The organism is Aliivibrio sp. EL58 (assembly GCF_900312675.1).
GTDB lineage: Bacteria > Pseudomonadota > Gammaproteobacteria > Enterobacterales > Vibrionaceae > Aliivibrio.
Genome location: NZ_OMPC01000007.1, coordinates 27063 through 43461, shown reverse-complemented (window position 1 = coordinate 43461; position 16399 = coordinate 27063). Strand labels below are relative to the sequence as shown.

Sequence of the window (16399 nt, the reverse complement as noted above, 5' to 3'; positions counted from 1 at the left end):
TTTCATTACATACTATCTTGTGCTTTCTGTTAAAAAAGACTATTTATTTGTATATACATATTCTCTCTATTGAGGTTGTTACCATGGACAGAGTCTTTACCAATCTGAATCTTGTTACATTAAAGGCTAATTCGCCCAACACAAATGACGGCTATCGAGTAATCGAAAACGTTATGATCGGCGTGGCCAATGGCAAGATTGAATATGTCGGTAAACCTTGCTCTGATATTTTACATGGCCATCCTGATGTCACTGATTGTGCGAATGCTTTAGTCACTCCCGGTTTAATTGATTGTCACACTCACCTTGTTTTCGCAGGTAATCGAGCTAATGAATTTGAGCAACGGTTACAAGGCGTACCTTACGAAGAAATAGCTAAACAAGGGGGCGGGATTTTATCTACCGTCTATGCCACTCGTGGAGCGACAGAAGATGAGCTTTACCATTCAGCATTGCAACGCTTAGAAGGCTTAAAACGTGACGGCGTCACTACCGTGGAGATTAAATCAGGCTATGGCTTAACGCTTGATGATGAAATCAAAATGCTTAGAGTAGCCAAACGCATTGCTGAATTACCAGATATAAAAGTCTCTGCCACTCTGCTTGCTGCTCATGCCATTCCTCCTGAATATAAAGATCGTCCTGATGATTACATTCGCTTAATTTGTGACACCATTATTCCTCGCGTTGCTAAATTAGAGTTAGCGGATCATGTTGATGTCTTCTGTGAAGGGATTGGGTTTTCGATTACGCAGTGTGAGCGGGTATTCAATGCTGCATTAGAGCATGGTCTAAAAATCAAAGGCCATACTGAGCAGTTATCGAATCTTGGCGGCAGTGCATTAGCCGCTTCAATGGGCGCCTCTTCGGTTGATCATATTGAATACCTTGATGAAGATGGGGTCAAAGCATTAGCACAGAATAATACCGTAGCAACTCTTTTACCTGGTGCCTTTTATTTCTTGCGAGAAACCAAACTCCCACCGATTGAATTGCTGCGTAAACATCAAGTTCCAATGGCCATTGCCACTGATTTCAACCCCGGTACGTCACCTATAGCTTCGCTTCGAACCATGATGAATATGGCTTGCACTTTATTTAAATTAACACCTGAAGAATCCTTACGGGGCGTAACTTGCAATGCTGCTCAAGCTCTTGGATTGCAAGCCTCACGCGGAACGATTGAAGTGGGTATGGATGCTGATTTTGCACTTTGGCAATTGGACTCTCCTGCTGAACTCTCCTATCGATTAGGCGTTCCCGATCTTATTGCACGGGTGGTTGATGGTAACGTTTTTTATAGTAAGGACACTTATGAAAAATAATACCTTAATAGACATGACAAGTTGGACAGGCAGACTTGATCTTGAAGATGGTGAACTCGGTTTACGTTGGCATCAAAAAATTACAGCAGCAACGAGTTCAAGCACAGACGGGATCATGTTGCTTGGTTTTGCTTGTGATGAAGGTGTTTATCGTAACAAAGGTCGTATTGGTGCTTATTCTGCTCCACAAATCATTCGACGCGCCTTAGCCAATTTAGCTTGGCATCATAATAAAGCCGTTTTTGATGGGGGCGATGTCTACTGTGATGATGCAGAACTTGAAATAGCACAGCATCAACTTGGTGATAATGTTGAACATGCCCTTGCTAACCACAACCAAGTGATTGTTTTTGGTGGCGGTCATGAAATTGCGTGGGGTTCCTTTCAAGGCATTGCGCGTCATTTAAAAAATATAGCTGAATCAAACCAACAAAAAACGCCACCACGCATTGGTATTATTAACTTTGATGCACATTTTGATCTACGAAATCCACCACAAAAAGAACACTTATCTGAAGTCTCATCAGAACAGCAGCTTGGCAACTCAGGCACTCCTTTTCATCAAATCGCTCAATATTGTAAAACGAATGGGTGGCCATTTAATTACGCCTGCTTAGGATTAAACCGAGGCAGTAATACTCAAGCTCTTTACCAAAAAGCGGGTGATCTGGGCGTGCTTTATTTTGATGATACAGAAATGACGCACGCTAATTTTCCGACAATCCAACGGGGTTTATCCAATTTTATTGACCAAAATGACTACCTTTATCTCACGATAGATATCGATGTTTTTCCTGCATCAACGGCTCCCGGAGTGAGCGCACCTGCTGTTCGTGGGGTTTCGCTTGAGATCATTGAGCCTCTAATCTGTCATATTTTAAAGGCTAAAAATCATCACGGTAAGTCTAAATTACTCTTAGCTGATATGGCTGAATTTAACCCTAATTTTGATATTGATAATCAAACAGCACGCTTAGCAGCAAGGCTCGCTTGGACCATTACTCATGGAATGAAAGCGTAATGCTTTTATTTTTAGATCTATTAACTCGCAAGGAGAGCAACAATGACACATGCATCGCCATCTAACCCTAGATTGGATGAGACTCGTACTATTATTGCCCCAACAGGTACAACACTCACCGCGAAATCTTGGCTAACCGAAGCCCCACTTCGTATGTTAATGAATAACTTACATCCTGATGTAGCAGAGCACCCTCATGCTCTGGTTGTGTATGGTGGTATTGGTCGTGCTGCACGAAATTGGCAATGCTACGACAAAATTGTAGAGGTGCTGACTCGCCTTGAAGACGATGAAACCTTAATGGTGCAATCAGGAAAGCCTGTTGGTGTGTTTAAAACTCACACTAATGCACCACGCGTATTAATTGCCAATTCCAACTTGGTTCCTCACTGGGCGAATTGGGAACACTTTAACGAATTAGATAAGCAAGGTTTGATGATGTACGGTCAAATGACGGCTGGTAGTTGGATCTACATTGGATCTCAAGGCATCGTTCAAGGGACTTATGAAACCTTTGTTGCAATGGCAAAGCAACATTTTGATGGTAAGGCTCAAGGGCGCTGGGTTCTTACTGGTGGACTTGGAGGTATGGGTGGCGCACAACCTCTTGCCGCAACGATGGCTGGTTTTTCAATGCTTGCGGTTGAATGTGATGAGTCGCGTATCGATTATCGTCTCCGTACTGGCTATGTTGATCGTAAAGCCACCACATTAGATGAAGCTCTTGCCATTATTGAAGACGCAAAACAGACAGCAACACAAATCTCAGTAGGTTTACTAGGAAATGCCGCTGATGTTTATGCAGAAATTGTTCAACGCGGCATTGTGCCTGATGTAACAACCGATCAAACCTCTGCACACGATCCTCTCAACGGCTATCTTCCGCAAGGTTGGTCAATGGAACATGCTGTTGAAATGCGTTTAGAAGATGAATCAGTAGTCGTATCAGCGGCTAAAAAATCAATGGCAATTCAAGTTCAAGCCATGCTGGATTTACAAAAATCAGGCTCTGCAACTGTCGATTACGGTAATAATATTCGTCAAATGGCCTTAGAAGAAGGTATCGCTAATGCCTTTGATTTTCCGGGTTTTGTACCTGCTTATATTCGTCCGCTATTTTGTGAAGGGATTGGTCCTTTCCGTTGGGCTGCCCTTTCTGGCGATCCAGAAGATATCTATAAAACCGATCAAAAAGTAAAAGAACTCATTCCTGATAATCCACATCTGCACAACTGGCTTGATATGGCGCGAGAACGTATTCAATTCCAAGGATTACCTGCACGAATTTGTTGGGTTGGTTTAAAAGATCGTGCACGTCTCGGTAAAGCCTTTAATGAAATGGTAAAAAATGGAGAACTAAAAGCACCGATTGTCATTGGTCGAGATCATCTTGATTCAGGCTCGGTTGCCAGTCCAAACCGTGAAACCGAAGGCATGATGGATGGATCTGACGCGGTATCTGATTGGCCACTATTAAATGCCCTATTAAATACAGCTTCGGGCGCGACTTGGGTATCTCTGCATCACGGCGGTGGTGTGGGTATGGGGTTCTCTCAACATTCAGGCATGGTGATTGTGTGTGATGGCAGTGATGATGCGGCAGAGCGTGTTGGTCGAGTACTTCACAATGATCCTGCTACCGGCGTCATGCGTCATGCGGATGCGGGTTATGACATCGCGATTAATTGCGCCAAGAAGCAAGGCTTGGATTTGCCTATGCTACCAGAATAAAACCAACAGACATAAACTCTACATTTCAATTTTAAAAATAATTATAAAGAATACCAACCTAGCGACACGAGTTGGTATCACAACCATAACGAGAAACGAACTATGTATTCATTAGAAATTATTCCAGGCAAGTTATCTCTAAAACAATTACGTGAAGTTAGCCGCCATCCTACTCAGCTATCATTAAGTCCAGATGCATTGCCCGATATGCTGACCAGTGCCGAAGTGGTTGCTCAAGTGATCCGTGAAGATAAAACCGTCTATGGCATTAACACTGGTTTTGGTCTGTTGGCAAACACTCGAATTGCTGAAGAAGATTTAGAAACTCTACAGCGTAGTATTGTTCTCTCCCATGCTGCTGGCATCGGTGAGTTCATGAATGATGCCACTGTGCGCTTAATGATTGTACTTAAAGTAAACAGTCTTTCACGTGGTTATTCTGGTATTCGCCCATCCGTCGTTAATGCATTAATACAATTGGTCAATTCAGAGGTTTATCCGTGCATTCCTAAAAAAGGATCTGTGGGTGCTTCTGGTGATCTTGCTCCTTTAGCGCACATGAGTACCGTTTTACTAGGCGAAGGGGAAGCTCGTTATAAAGGCGAAGTGATTTCAGGACTAAAAGCCTTAGAAATAGCAGGATTAGAGCCAATAACACTCGCACCAAAAGAAGGATTAGCACTTCTCAACGGAACTCAGGCCTCTACTGCCTTTGCTTTAGAAGGCTTATTTGCGGCTGAAGATCTTTATGCTGCAGCCACCGTATGTGGTGCCATGTCTGTAGAAGCCGCACTTGGCAGCCGTAAGCCGTTTGATCCACGAATTCACCGTGTGCGTGGCCATCGTAGTCAAATGGATGCCGCTTTAGGTTATCGTCATTTATTAGGTCAAAACAGTGAGATCGGTCTTTCTCATCAATGCTGTGAACGAGTACAAGACCCCTATTCATTACGTTGCCAGCCCCAAGTGATGGGCGCTTGCTTACAGCAAATAAGAAATTCGGCAGACACACTAGAAGTAGAAGCCAACTCAGTGTCAGATAATCCTTTAGTCTTTGCTGATGATGGTGACATTATCTCTGGTGGTAATTTCCATGCAGAACCTGTTGCTATGGCCGCTGATAATCTTGCTCTCGCCATTGCTGAAATAGGCAGTTTATCGGAGCGTCGAATGGCGCTTCTTATCGACAGCGGTTTAAGTAAACTTCCTCCATTTTTAGTTGATAACGGCGGTGTAAATTCAGGTTTTATGATTGCTCAAGTTACTGCTGCCGCATTGGCAAGTGAAAACAAAAGTCTTGCTCATCCAGCCTCTGTTGATAGCTTACCGACGTCTGCAAATCAAGAAGATCACGTATCAATGGCTACCTTTGCCGGCCGTCGCTTAGCTGATATGGCAGAGAATACGCGTGGTATATTAGCCGTAGAACTATTGGCATCTGCACAAGGTCTAGACTTTAGAGCACCAAATAAGAGTTCAGAACGTATTGAAGAAGCCAAAAACATGCTGCGTGAACGTGTCGATTTTTATGATAAAGACCGTTACTTTGCGCCAGATATAGCTAAAGCAAATACCTTATTACTTGAAGCAAAATACAATGCGCTAATGCCTGAGTCCTTACTTCCTAGTATCTAAAAACGTAGAAAACCCTCAAAAAACATAGCCGTAATTTCTTTATTCATGATTAAGAAAATGCGGCTATGACATAAAGTATTCCTCTATTCTCACTCATGCCTTTGAGTCTTGCTCTATAATCAGTACAATGGCCGACCAATACTTTTAGAGCACCCTTTTAATCATGCCAAGTCCTTCTCTCTCAAAACAGCTTTTTCAAATGACATGGCCAATGATGTTTGGTGTTCTTTCTCTAATGAGCTTTCAATTAGTTGATAGTGCCTTTATCGGCCAACTGGGCATACTTCCTCTTGCTGCTCAAGGGTTTACCATGCCATTACAGATGGTCATTATTGGTTTGCAAGTTGGATTAGGCATTGCGACAACCGCTGTAATCGCACGAGTATTAGGCGCTCAACAAATAAAAAAAGCCAAGCAGCTTGCCGGATTAGTTCTCTCGCTGGGCGCGGCAATGGTATTCATCATGTGTCTGCTCATTTGGTTCTCTCGAGGTTTATTGCTTGGCCTACTAGGCGCAGAAGCCAATGTATTTCCCATAATCGATAGTTATTGGCCAGTATGGTTAGCAAGTTGCTGGGCAGGGGCTATGATCTATTTTGCTTACAGTGTGTGTCGTGCCAACGGTGATACTAAACTACCGGGCTTAATGATGATGGCGACCAGTATCCTAAATATGATCCTTGACCCTATTTTCATCTTTCAATTTAACTTAGGCTTAAACGGTGCAGCTTGGGCGACGATAGTCTCGTTCACTATTGGTTTTTGTATCATTCTTCCCCCTATTTTTAAACGTCATTGGATCTCTTTTTCATGGCACGATCTCAATATCCTGCAATCCATTAAAGAGCTAAACGCAGTAATGGCCCCAGCAATGATGAGCCAACTTCTGCCACCCCTCTCTTCTATGATGGCAACGAAAATTATCGCCGGTTTTGGAGCAGCTGCCGTTGCCGGTTGGGCGATGGCCTCTCGTATCGAATTTTTTGCTATTGTCGTTGTACTTGCACTTACCATGTCGATTCCGCCAATGGTTGGGAGAATGTTAGGGGCTAAACAGTTCGACGAGATTCAAAAGCTAATCAAAATCGCGGCTAAATTTGTTCTCTGTTGGCAGATTGGTCTTGCGATCCTTCTGTTTATTATTGCCAAACCACTCGCAAGCCTGCTAAGTACCGATAGCAATGTCATTGATGTTATTTACCATTATTTATTATGGGTTCCTATCAGCCTTGGCTCTTTAGGTATTTGCATGTTAATGGTGTCAACCTGCAACGCTCTTGGTGTGTCTATGCGCGCATTAGTGATTTCAATTCTTCGTCTATTTATCTGTTTCTTACCCATGATATGGATAGGTTCAAATTTATTTGGCTTGTATGGCATCTTTATGGGAGCACTTGTGGGTAATAGTTTCGCAGGGTTCATGGCATGGGTTATGTATAATCAAGCCATTAGTAAGATCCAAACAGATAATCAAAATTAAGGGAATACAATGAGTACAATTACTATACCTAAAAACAAACGTGACGAGCTTGTGCAAAAGTTCCAAGACTATTTTGAACAAGAACTAGAGACAGAACTTGGTCAATTTGATGGTGAATTCTTATTGGATTTTATAATTAAGCAAGCGGGTCCGGTTTTTTATAATCAAGGATTGGCTGATGCTCAAACGATTATTGAGCGAAAAACACAAGATATTGCCGATGAAATATATGAAATCGAAATGCCAGAAAGCTAAACCCTCCGCTTTGTTCCAATAAATTTATTTTAAAACAATAATGTAACTGATAAATATATATTTAACGACAAAGTTAGTTACATTAACTTACATTTACCATCGACAAAACTGTGACAAACGTCTAAAATTTAAGAAATCATAAAATCACATGTAGATTAACCATTTTCTTAAAAACGAGAGAGCTTTGATGCAATTTTCATTAAAAAATACGTCTATTCGTATTCAAATACTATTACCTGTCCTCCTTACTGCCTTAGCTTTATTTGTTGCGCTAGGTTTTACCGCTTCTACTTTAGAAAAAGAACAAAATATCATAGCCAGTAATACTGATTCATTTGTCTTTTATAAAGATCAACTGGCTGAGATTGACGATATTGTCTACCCATTGCGTATAGGAGCTGTTTACGCAATTTATGATACTAGCCGCCGTGACAGTTTCACTTCTGAATTAAGAAATAAAGTTCGTGAAATAACGGTTCTATTAGACGAACTAGAAGCAAGAAAAACATTTGCTCGTGAAGTCAACCAAGTTCGTGATAACGTCAATGCTTATGTTCAGTTCTCTCACAAAGTTGTTGAATACTTAAATAAGAAAGAGAGTGGCTTAGCCGTAAATGAAAGTTACGAAGCATTAATCTCGCAATACCGTGACATTGGTAATAGCATGGTATCCTCTATCAACTCTCTGTCTCAACAGGTGAATAAATTCTCTGATATTGCGATGAGTGAAAGTTATGAGAAAAACACTCAAGTTAAGGTTAATGCTGGCTTAACTATATTGGGTGTATTTATCATTTCAATGATCACGGCATGGTGGCTATCTGGCCTTATCGTTACGCCTATTAAACACATTCAATTAATCATTCGTCGTTTGGCTGAAGGTGACTTAACCGTTCGTGCTGACGCTGATGGTGATAATGAAGTTGCAGAGTTAGGCAAAGATATCAATGGCACCACAATTCAACTCCAAACAACAGTAGAAGCGTTATCTCGCATTAGTGAAGATGTGGCAGCAGCCTCAACAGAACTTGCTGCAGTAATGACTGAATCAGAAACAAATTCACAAAAAGAATTAAGCGAAATAGAACAAGTTGCTTCTGCTGTTAATGAGCTATCAAGTACTGCAGATAACGTGAGTGATAATGCGCTATCTGCCGATCAAACCGCTCGTAATACTAATGATCTTGCTCGTTCTGGTTTAGACATTTTTACTCAAAGTAACCAAGCAAGCGAAGACATGGCAAACGCTCTAACTGATGCCGCTGTTGTGGTTAATCGCTTAAAAGAGCAATCAGAGCAGATCAATAACGTGGTTGAAGTGATCCGTGGTGTTTCAGAGCAAACTAACCTGCTTGCACTAAATGCTGCAATTGAAGCGGCTCGTGCAGGTGAATCTGGTCGTGGATTTGCGGTGGTTGCTGATGAAGTTCGTCTACTCGCTGCTCGTACTCAAGAGTCAACCAAAGAGATTCAAACCATTATTGAATCACTGCAAGAACAGTCAGGTTTAGCTAATGACAGTATGCAAACGAGTCTTGATAAACTTGAATTAAATAAAGAGTTAACCGCAAAAGCGGGAGATGCGTTGGTCAGCATCACTGAATCAATTACTGCGATTAATGACATGAACACTCAAGTTGCTACCGCAGCAGAAGAGCAGTCTCAAGTAACTCAAGATATTAATCGTAACGTGGTAAACATGTCTGAGCTTGTAAATCAAAACGTAACTGGTATTAGCCAAAGTGCGAGTGCAAGTAATGAATTATCTCGATTAGCTGAACAACAAAAAGAACAATTAGCATTCTTTAAATTGTAATGTAAGTTATTCTTTCAAATTAAAGCAGTAAGGTTAACCCCTTGCTGCTTTTTTGTATCTAGAAAAAAGAAAAGTGTATTCGATTAATCTAGATCAATTAGAAATACACATTTAGTTACAAAAACAATCGACACAAATGTGACAAAGGTCTATATTTCGAGAAAATTCTAACAATAAGACATATCTAACGATATTTTTCGATTTACAGAGGTTGAAATGCAATTTTCACTTAAAAATACGTCAATTCGCGTTCAAATATTACTACCAGTATTACTAACAGCTATCGCGTTGTTTACTTCACTATGGTACACAGCAGTTTCATTAGATAATGAACAAGATACTATTGCCGATAACACTACTTCATTTGTTTTTTATAAAGATCAATTAGCGAAAATTGATGACCAAGTATATTCATTACGCATTGGTGCTGTTTATGCCATTTATGATCCTGCTCGCCGTGATGCATTTTATAAAGAAATGCAATTAGAAATCGATACCGTTGAGCAACTACTCAGTGACATTACTCAAAAACAAACGTTTAGCGCTGATGCAGCCAAAGTTCACGAAAGTATGAACGCTTATGTCGATTTTACAAAAAGAGTAATTACGTACTCAGAAAGAAAAGAACAGGGCCTTCCAGTCACAGAAAACTACAACACATTAATCGCAAATTATCGCAAGACTGGTAATGACATGGTAGAGACAATTAATCAGTTGTCTGAACAAATTAACCACTTTTCCGATGAAGTAATGAACGAAAGTTATACAAAAAACAACCAAGTTAAAATGACAGCTGCCATTACAATTATTTCTGTGTTTATTATTTCTTTACTCGCCTCTTGGTGGTTATCAGGATTAATCGTTAACCCTATTCAAAAGCTACAAACCATCATTCGTAAATTAGCTGAAGGTAACTTAACAGTACGTACAGAAGCTGATGGTGATAATGAAATTGCTCAACTAAGTAAAGATATCAATACTACTGCTATTCAACTTCAAAAAACCATTGAAGAGCTGCATAACATTAATGAAAGCGTTGCTTCTGCATCAACAGAACTTGCCGCTGTAATGAATGAAGCTGAGTTAAACTCTCAAAAAGAACTGTCAGAGATTGAACAGGTTGCCTCTGCTGTTAATGAACTATCAAGTACTGCTGATAATGTAAGTGATAATGCCCTTGCTGCGGATCAAACAGCGCAAACAACAAATGAATTGGCAAAATCAGGCTTAGATATCTTTGCTCAAAGTACGGATGCAAGTGATAAAATGGCCATAGCATTAACAGACGCCGCTGTTGTTGTTAATCGTTTAAAAGAACAATCTGAGCAGATCAATAATGTCGTTGAAGTAATTCGTAGCGTGTCAGATCAAACTAACTTACTTGCATTAAATGCTGCAATTGAAGCCGCTCGCGCTGGCGAATCTGGTCGTGGCTTTGCAGTTGTTGCTGATGAGGTACGTTTACTGGCAGCTCGAACTCAATCATCAACTCAAGAAATCCAAACAATCATTGAAGCACTTCAAGAACAGTCAGGGTTAGCGAATGACAGTATGCAATCAAGTCTTGATATGTTAGAACTAAATAAAGAATTAACAGCAAAAGCTGGTGATGCGCTTATTGGGATCACAGAATCTATCACGGCGATTAATGATATGAATACTCAAGTGGCTACCGCTGCAGAGGAACAATCACAAGTAACTCAAGACATTAACCGTAACGTAGTCAATATGTCGGAACTTGTAAATCAAAATGTAACTGGCATTAGTCAGAGTGCGAGTGCAAGTTCTGAACTATCAAGATTAGCGGAAGAACAAAAACAACAATTATCCTTCTTTAAATTATAATTAAACAGTAAATCTTAAATGAAATAAAAAAAGCGGTAAGGTCACCCACCTTACCGCTTTTTCATATCATCTAATTAGCATTATAACGTTACTTTTTTTACCATCCCTGCTTCTGCATGACCTGGAATATTACAGGCAAACTCTACGTTATTATCACCATGGAAATGCCATGTAATTTGTTTTGCTTTACCAGGTTGAACAGTTACGGTACTACCACTGTCATGCGCGTGACCCGATGTCATTTTTTTCATCATTTCGCGATGTTCTAACTGCTCAGTTTCATTACCAATCGCAAACTCATGATCAATCTTACCTGTATTCATTATCACAAATTGAACGATGTCGTTTGGTTCAATATTCACTTCTTTTTTGAATGTGATTTTCATATCATCAGATAAGATAACGTGTACGACTTTGTTTGGTTTCATACCTGTTGCTGGCATACCTACAGCATTCATATCCTTCATCGACATGCCTTCCATCTTACTCATATCCATGTCTTTCATATTCATTGAGCCGTGATCCATTTTACTGTGGTCCATCTCTGCCATTGCTGAGCTTGCGACTAATGATAATGCAATTGCTAATACTGTCTTTTTCATTTTATTTTCCTTTTTAGATATTTATTAATTGGCTTATTACTTAGAACAATAAGCCATTGATATTTTTAGGTTAAGTTAATTGGTGCTATATTTGATCACTTTGACACTGACGCTGTTTCCAGAGTTTAAATACGGCAGGAATAACAACTAATGTCAGTAACAATGCTGATACCATTCCACCAATCATTGGCGCTGCAATTCGTTGCATTACTTCAGATCCTGTACCTGAGCCATACATAATTGGAATTAGACCAATAATTACAGTAAGCACAGTCATCATGACAGGACGAACACGTAAACCCGCCCCCTCCCCAATCGCTTGTGTTAAGTCTTGTTGAGTCGGTAAGTTGTTTTTCTCAGAAGCATTATTCTGTTTTTCATTCCATGCTTGATTTAAATACACCAACATAATTACGCCTATTTCAACCGCAACACCGGCTAAAGCAATAAAGCCAACCCCAACAGCAATAGAAAAATTAAAGTTTAAAATATGCATGAGCCACAGGCCGCCAACCATAGCTAACGGTAATGTTCCCATGATAATTAACACTTCAGAAATTCGCTTAAAACTAAGATAAAGAAGCAACATAATAATGCCAATCGTAATGGGAACTACCGTTGTTAAGCGCTCTTTAGCTCGTTCCATATATTCATATTGTCCAGACCAACCTAATGAATAACCTGCAGGTAAATCTAATTGCTCATGAACGACTTGCTGAGCTTCGTGAACATAAGAGCCCAAATCTCGACCATCAATATCAACAAACACCCAACCATTAGGACGCGCATTTTCTGTTTTGATCATTGGTGGACCATCTTCATAACGAATATCCGCTACATCAGCTAACGCAATTCGAGCGCCATTAGCGGTAATCAGTGGTAAGTTTTGCAATTTTACGACAGAATCTCGATACGACTGTGGATAACGAACATTGATCGGATAACGCTCTAGCCCTTCAATGGTTTCCCCTACATTCATGCCACCAACAGCGGTTGAAATAACTTGCTGTATATCTTTAATATTCAATCCATATCGGGCTGCTTGGCGACGTTTTATATCTATGGTTACATAACGGCCACCAGCCACTCGTTCTGCATAAACCGAGGTTGTACCTTGGATGTCGTTTAAAATAGGTTCTAATTCTGCACCGATCTTCTCTATGACTTTTAGATCTGGCCCCGCTATCTTTATCCCGATAGGGGTTTTAATCCCTGTTGCTAACATATCGATACGCGTTTTAATTGGCATTACCCATGCGTTCGTAATTCCGGGAAATTGAATCAATTGATCTAGCTCGTTCTTGATCGATTCAGTTGTGACGCCGTCACGCCATTGATCTTTTGGTTTGAACTGAATAACCGTCTCTATCATGGTCAATGGTGCCGGATCAGTCGCGGTTTCCGCTCGACCAATTTTTCCCCACACGGTATCAACTTCAGGAACGGTTTTAATCAGTTTATTGGTTTGTTGTAGTAACTCTCTCGCCTTACCAATTGAGATCCCTGGGTAGGTTGTTGGCATGTACATTAAATCGCCCTCATCCAATGGCGGAATAAACTCACTGCCCATTTTAGAGATCGGATAATACGCAGAGCCCATAAGTACGATAGCAACAAGTAAAACCGTTTTAGGAAAACGTAAACTCACATTAAGTAGCGGGCGATATAACGCCACTAATGTTTTATTAATTGGATTCTTATGCTCAGGTAGAATCTTTCCTCGAACAAAATAACCCATTAATACTGGAACTAAAGTAATAGCCAAACCTGCTGATGCTGCCATAGCAAAAGTTTTTGTAAAGGCTAATGGGGAAAACATCTTTCCTTCTTGGCCTTCTAACGCAAAGACGGGAACAAAACTTAACGTAATGATAAGTAATGAGAAAAATAATGGCGTTCCCACCTCTTCCGCAGCTTTACCGATAACTTGCCAACGGTTCTCATCCGTTAATGGCGTTTTCTCTATGTGCTTATGTACGTTTTCTATCATTACAATTGCACCATCGACCATGGCACCAATGGCAATCGCAATACCACCTAACGACATAATATTGGCATTAATACCTTCCCAATGCATCACGATGAACGCGGCTAAAATTCCAACCGGCAAACTTAATGCAATAACCAGTGATGAGCGAATATGGAATAAAAACAGAGCGCAAACAATCGCAACAACAATAAATTCTTCTGCCAATTTTTCCCATAGGTTAGTTACAGCGTGATCTATTAAGGTTGATCTATCATAAGTCGCTTTTATTTCAACGCCTTCTGGTAATCCCTTCTGAAGTTGAGCAAGCTTTTCTTTCACGTTAGCAATAACTTCACTGGCATTCTCACCAAATCGCATCACGATCACACCACCAACCGCTTCACCCTCGCCGTTAAATTCGGAGATCCCACGGCGCATTTGTGGTCCAAGGTTAATGTCTGCAATATCGCCAAGCAGCAATGGCGTTCCTTTATCTGTTACTTTTAATGGCAGTGACTGAATATCTTCAATACTGCTTAAATAACCTGAAGTGCGAACCATATGCTCAGCTTCTGCTACTTCAATAACGGAGGCGCCTGCTTCTTGATTTCCGTCTTTAATCGCTTTATTAATTTGTTGTAGTGTTAGGTTATAAGCTCGTAATTTATCAGGATCAATTTCAACCTGATATTGCTTGACCATTCCGCCAACGGTCGCGACTTCCGATACGCCATCAACGGTTTGTAATTCATACTTTAAGAACCAATCCTGTAAACTACGTAATTCAGCGAGATCATGTTTTCCTGTTTTATCTTGTAAAACATAACTGTAAACCCAACCCACACCTGTCGCATCTGGACCTAATGTCGGTTTTGCTTCTGCTGGTAACTTAGGTGCAACTTGACTTAAGTACTCTAAAACACGCGAACGTGCCCAGTACATGTCGGTATCATCATTAAAAATAATATAAACATACGAGTCACCAAAGAAGGAATAGCCGCGAACGGTTTCAGCTCCCGGAACCGAAAGCATGGCTGTCGTTAACGGATAGGTAACCTGATCTTCCACCACTTGTGGTGCTTGTCCTGGGTAACTTGTTTTGATGATCACCTGTACATCAGAAAGATCAGGCAGAGCATCTACTGGCGTATTCTTTACACTGTAAATCCCTGCTACGACTAAGGCGAACGTTGCAACTAACACTAAAAATCGATTTTTTATCGACCAATGAATAATGGCAGGGATCATAATAATTCCCCTTCTTTCTCTATCTCAAGCAGTTGATATTCATCATTTATCTTTTGAACTAGAAACTGAACCGCTTCACCTTCACGAAAAGAAACTAAATCAATCTCTTTATCGACCGAAAAATTCATTTCACCCGCTTTCCAATCCCATTGTGATACGGGTTTATGAGCAAAGGTGACCATACCAAAATCAGCCATAAGCATGGTGATATTTCCAGAGATCCAAACACTGTTTTCTGGTCCATTAATTCGACTTAGTTCTGCCGTTTTACTTGATTCAGAATCTAATAAGAATTGAGCTGATGTAACTACTTTATCGTTTTCTTTCAATCCCTTAACGATTTCAACTTTATTCGCAGCTTCACGGCCTGCAATGATGCGAACTGAACGATATTTACCTTCTCCTTCATCTAATACAACACGTTCCATACCATTTGAACGTATTACCGCTTGGCGAGGAATCGTCAATACTTCCTCTTTTGTTTTAGGATGAATTGTAATGTTTGCGAACATGTTGGGCTTTAATGCACCATCTTGGTTATCAAATTTTAAGCGCATACGCATGGTTCGTGTTTTTGGATCTAAAATCGGATAAACGTAATCAACTTCGCCTTCCCATTTTTTTCCAGGGACAGCATCGAGTGTCATTACCGCTTTATTGCCTGACGATAACCAGTGTGCCTGACGCTCAAAAACTTCTGCATCTACCCAAACTTCTTCTAAAGGCCCCGCGCTTATCACAACCTGAGAAGGCGATAAATACCCTCCTTCACGAATATTCAGACTTGCAATAACACCACTAGATGTTGCTTTTATCTCTATGTTTTTATTTGCTTTACCTTGTCTAACAATAGAATTAATCTGTTTAATATCAACGCCAAAAGAATGTAATCGCTCTCTTGCGCCTTTAACTAATCCTTTGCGGCCAGTGCGATACGCGTTTAATAATTCTTCTTGTGCTTTTACAAGCTCTGGAGAGTAAAGCGTAAATAATACATCGCCTTTATTTACTTTTTCACCAATCGCGTTGATATTCAGTTTCTCAACCCAACCCGCAGCCCGCACGTTGACTTGCCATAATCGACTTTCATCAAATGCGATGTAACCGACGGTATCTATATTTGGTGATAAGATCGTTTTCTCGACAAACGCACTTTTTACGCCAAGGTTATTAACCACGCTTGGATCAATTGTTACCGTTCCTGCTAGTGCTTTCTCTCCTTGTCCTTCATCGGCATAAACAGGCACTAAATCCATTCCCATTGGGGATTTACCTGGCTGATCTCGACGATAATTTGCATCCATAGGAGCAACCCAATATAAAGGCTCACTTTTCTCAGCACCGACTTCTGAATTGTTATTCATCGTCATAGCCGCCATATCATGCCCTGAGTACAAGCTCATACCCGAAGCGCCAATAACGCCACCAATCACGATTGAAAGTAATGCTATTTTAACTGGTTTCATTTTCTC

At 40.6% G+C, this 16399-nt stretch carries 11 protein-coding genes; 8 read left to right on the top strand and 3 right to left on the bottom strand.

Annotated features, from left to right (window positions below):
* The first annotated feature begins 83 nt into the window (after positions 1-83).
* The 8 genes from hutI (at position 84) to ED622_RS08750 (ending at position 11108) form a co-directional block, all read left to right on the top strand.
* Positions 84-1325, top strand: coding sequence for an imidazolonepropionase (hutI, locus tag ED622_RS08785; protein WP_122033521.1), 1242 nt, complete (start codon positions 84-86; stop codon positions 1323-1325).
* A complete protein-coding gene (hutG, locus tag ED622_RS08780) occupies positions 1315-2346 on the top strand; it encodes a formimidoylglutamase (protein ID WP_122033520.1) in 1032 nt (343 codons plus the stop codon). The genes hutI and hutG overlap by 11 nt, the downstream gene beginning before the upstream one ends.
* A 42-nt stretch (positions 2347-2388) precedes the next feature.
* Entirely contained in the window at positions 2389-4077 is a 1689-nt protein-coding gene (gene hutU, locus ED622_RS08775; RefSeq protein WP_122033519.1) for a urocanate hydratase, read from the top strand.
* A gap of 102 nt (positions 4078-4179) precedes the next feature.
* Complete coding sequence (hutH, locus tag ED622_RS08770) at positions 4180-5712, top strand: histidine ammonia-lyase (RefSeq protein ID WP_122033518.1); 1533 nt, start codon at positions 4180-4182, stop codon at positions 5710-5712.
* Positions 5713-5875: 163 nt separating this feature from the next.
* A complete protein-coding gene (locus ED622_RS08765) occupies positions 5876-7192 on the top strand; it encodes an MATE family efflux transporter (protein WP_122033517.1) in 1317 nt (438 codons plus the stop codon).
* A gap of 9 nt (positions 7193-7201) precedes the next feature.
* On the top strand, positions 7202-7447 hold the full coding sequence (locus ED622_RS08760) for a DUF2164 domain-containing protein (RefSeq protein WP_122033516.1): 246 nt from the start codon (positions 7202-7204) through the stop codon (positions 7445-7447).
* 187 nt (positions 7448-7634) lie between these two features.
* Entirely contained in the window at positions 7635-9263 is a 1629-nt protein-coding gene (locus ED622_RS08755) for a methyl-accepting chemotaxis protein (protein ID WP_122033515.1), read from the top strand.
* A 216-nt stretch (positions 9264-9479) separates the two neighbouring features.
* A complete protein-coding gene (locus ED622_RS08750) occupies positions 9480-11108 on the top strand; it encodes a methyl-accepting chemotaxis protein (protein WP_122033514.1) in 1629 nt (542 codons plus the stop codon).
* A gap of 80 nt (positions 11109-11188) precedes the next feature.
* Here the strand turns inward: ED622_RS08750 and ED622_RS08745 are convergent, their stop codons facing one another.
* From ED622_RS08745 to ED622_RS08735, 3 genes are all read right to left on the bottom strand, one after another.
* On the bottom strand, positions 11189-11710 hold the full coding sequence (locus ED622_RS08745; protein WP_122033513.1) for a cupredoxin family protein: 522 nt from the start codon (positions 11708-11710) through the stop codon (positions 11189-11191).
* Between the two features lie 85 nt (positions 11711-11795).
* A complete protein-coding gene (locus ED622_RS08740; protein WP_122033512.1) occupies positions 11796-14927 on the bottom strand; it encodes an efflux RND transporter permease subunit in 3132 nt (1043 codons plus the stop codon).
* Positions 14924-16393, bottom strand: a complete 1470-nt coding sequence (locus tag ED622_RS08735) for an efflux RND transporter periplasmic adaptor subunit (RefSeq protein ID WP_122033511.1) — start codon at positions 16391-16393, stop codon at positions 14924-14926. The genes ED622_RS08740 and ED622_RS08735 overlap by 4 nt, the downstream gene beginning before the upstream one ends.
* Positions 16394-16399 lie beyond the last annotated feature (6 nt).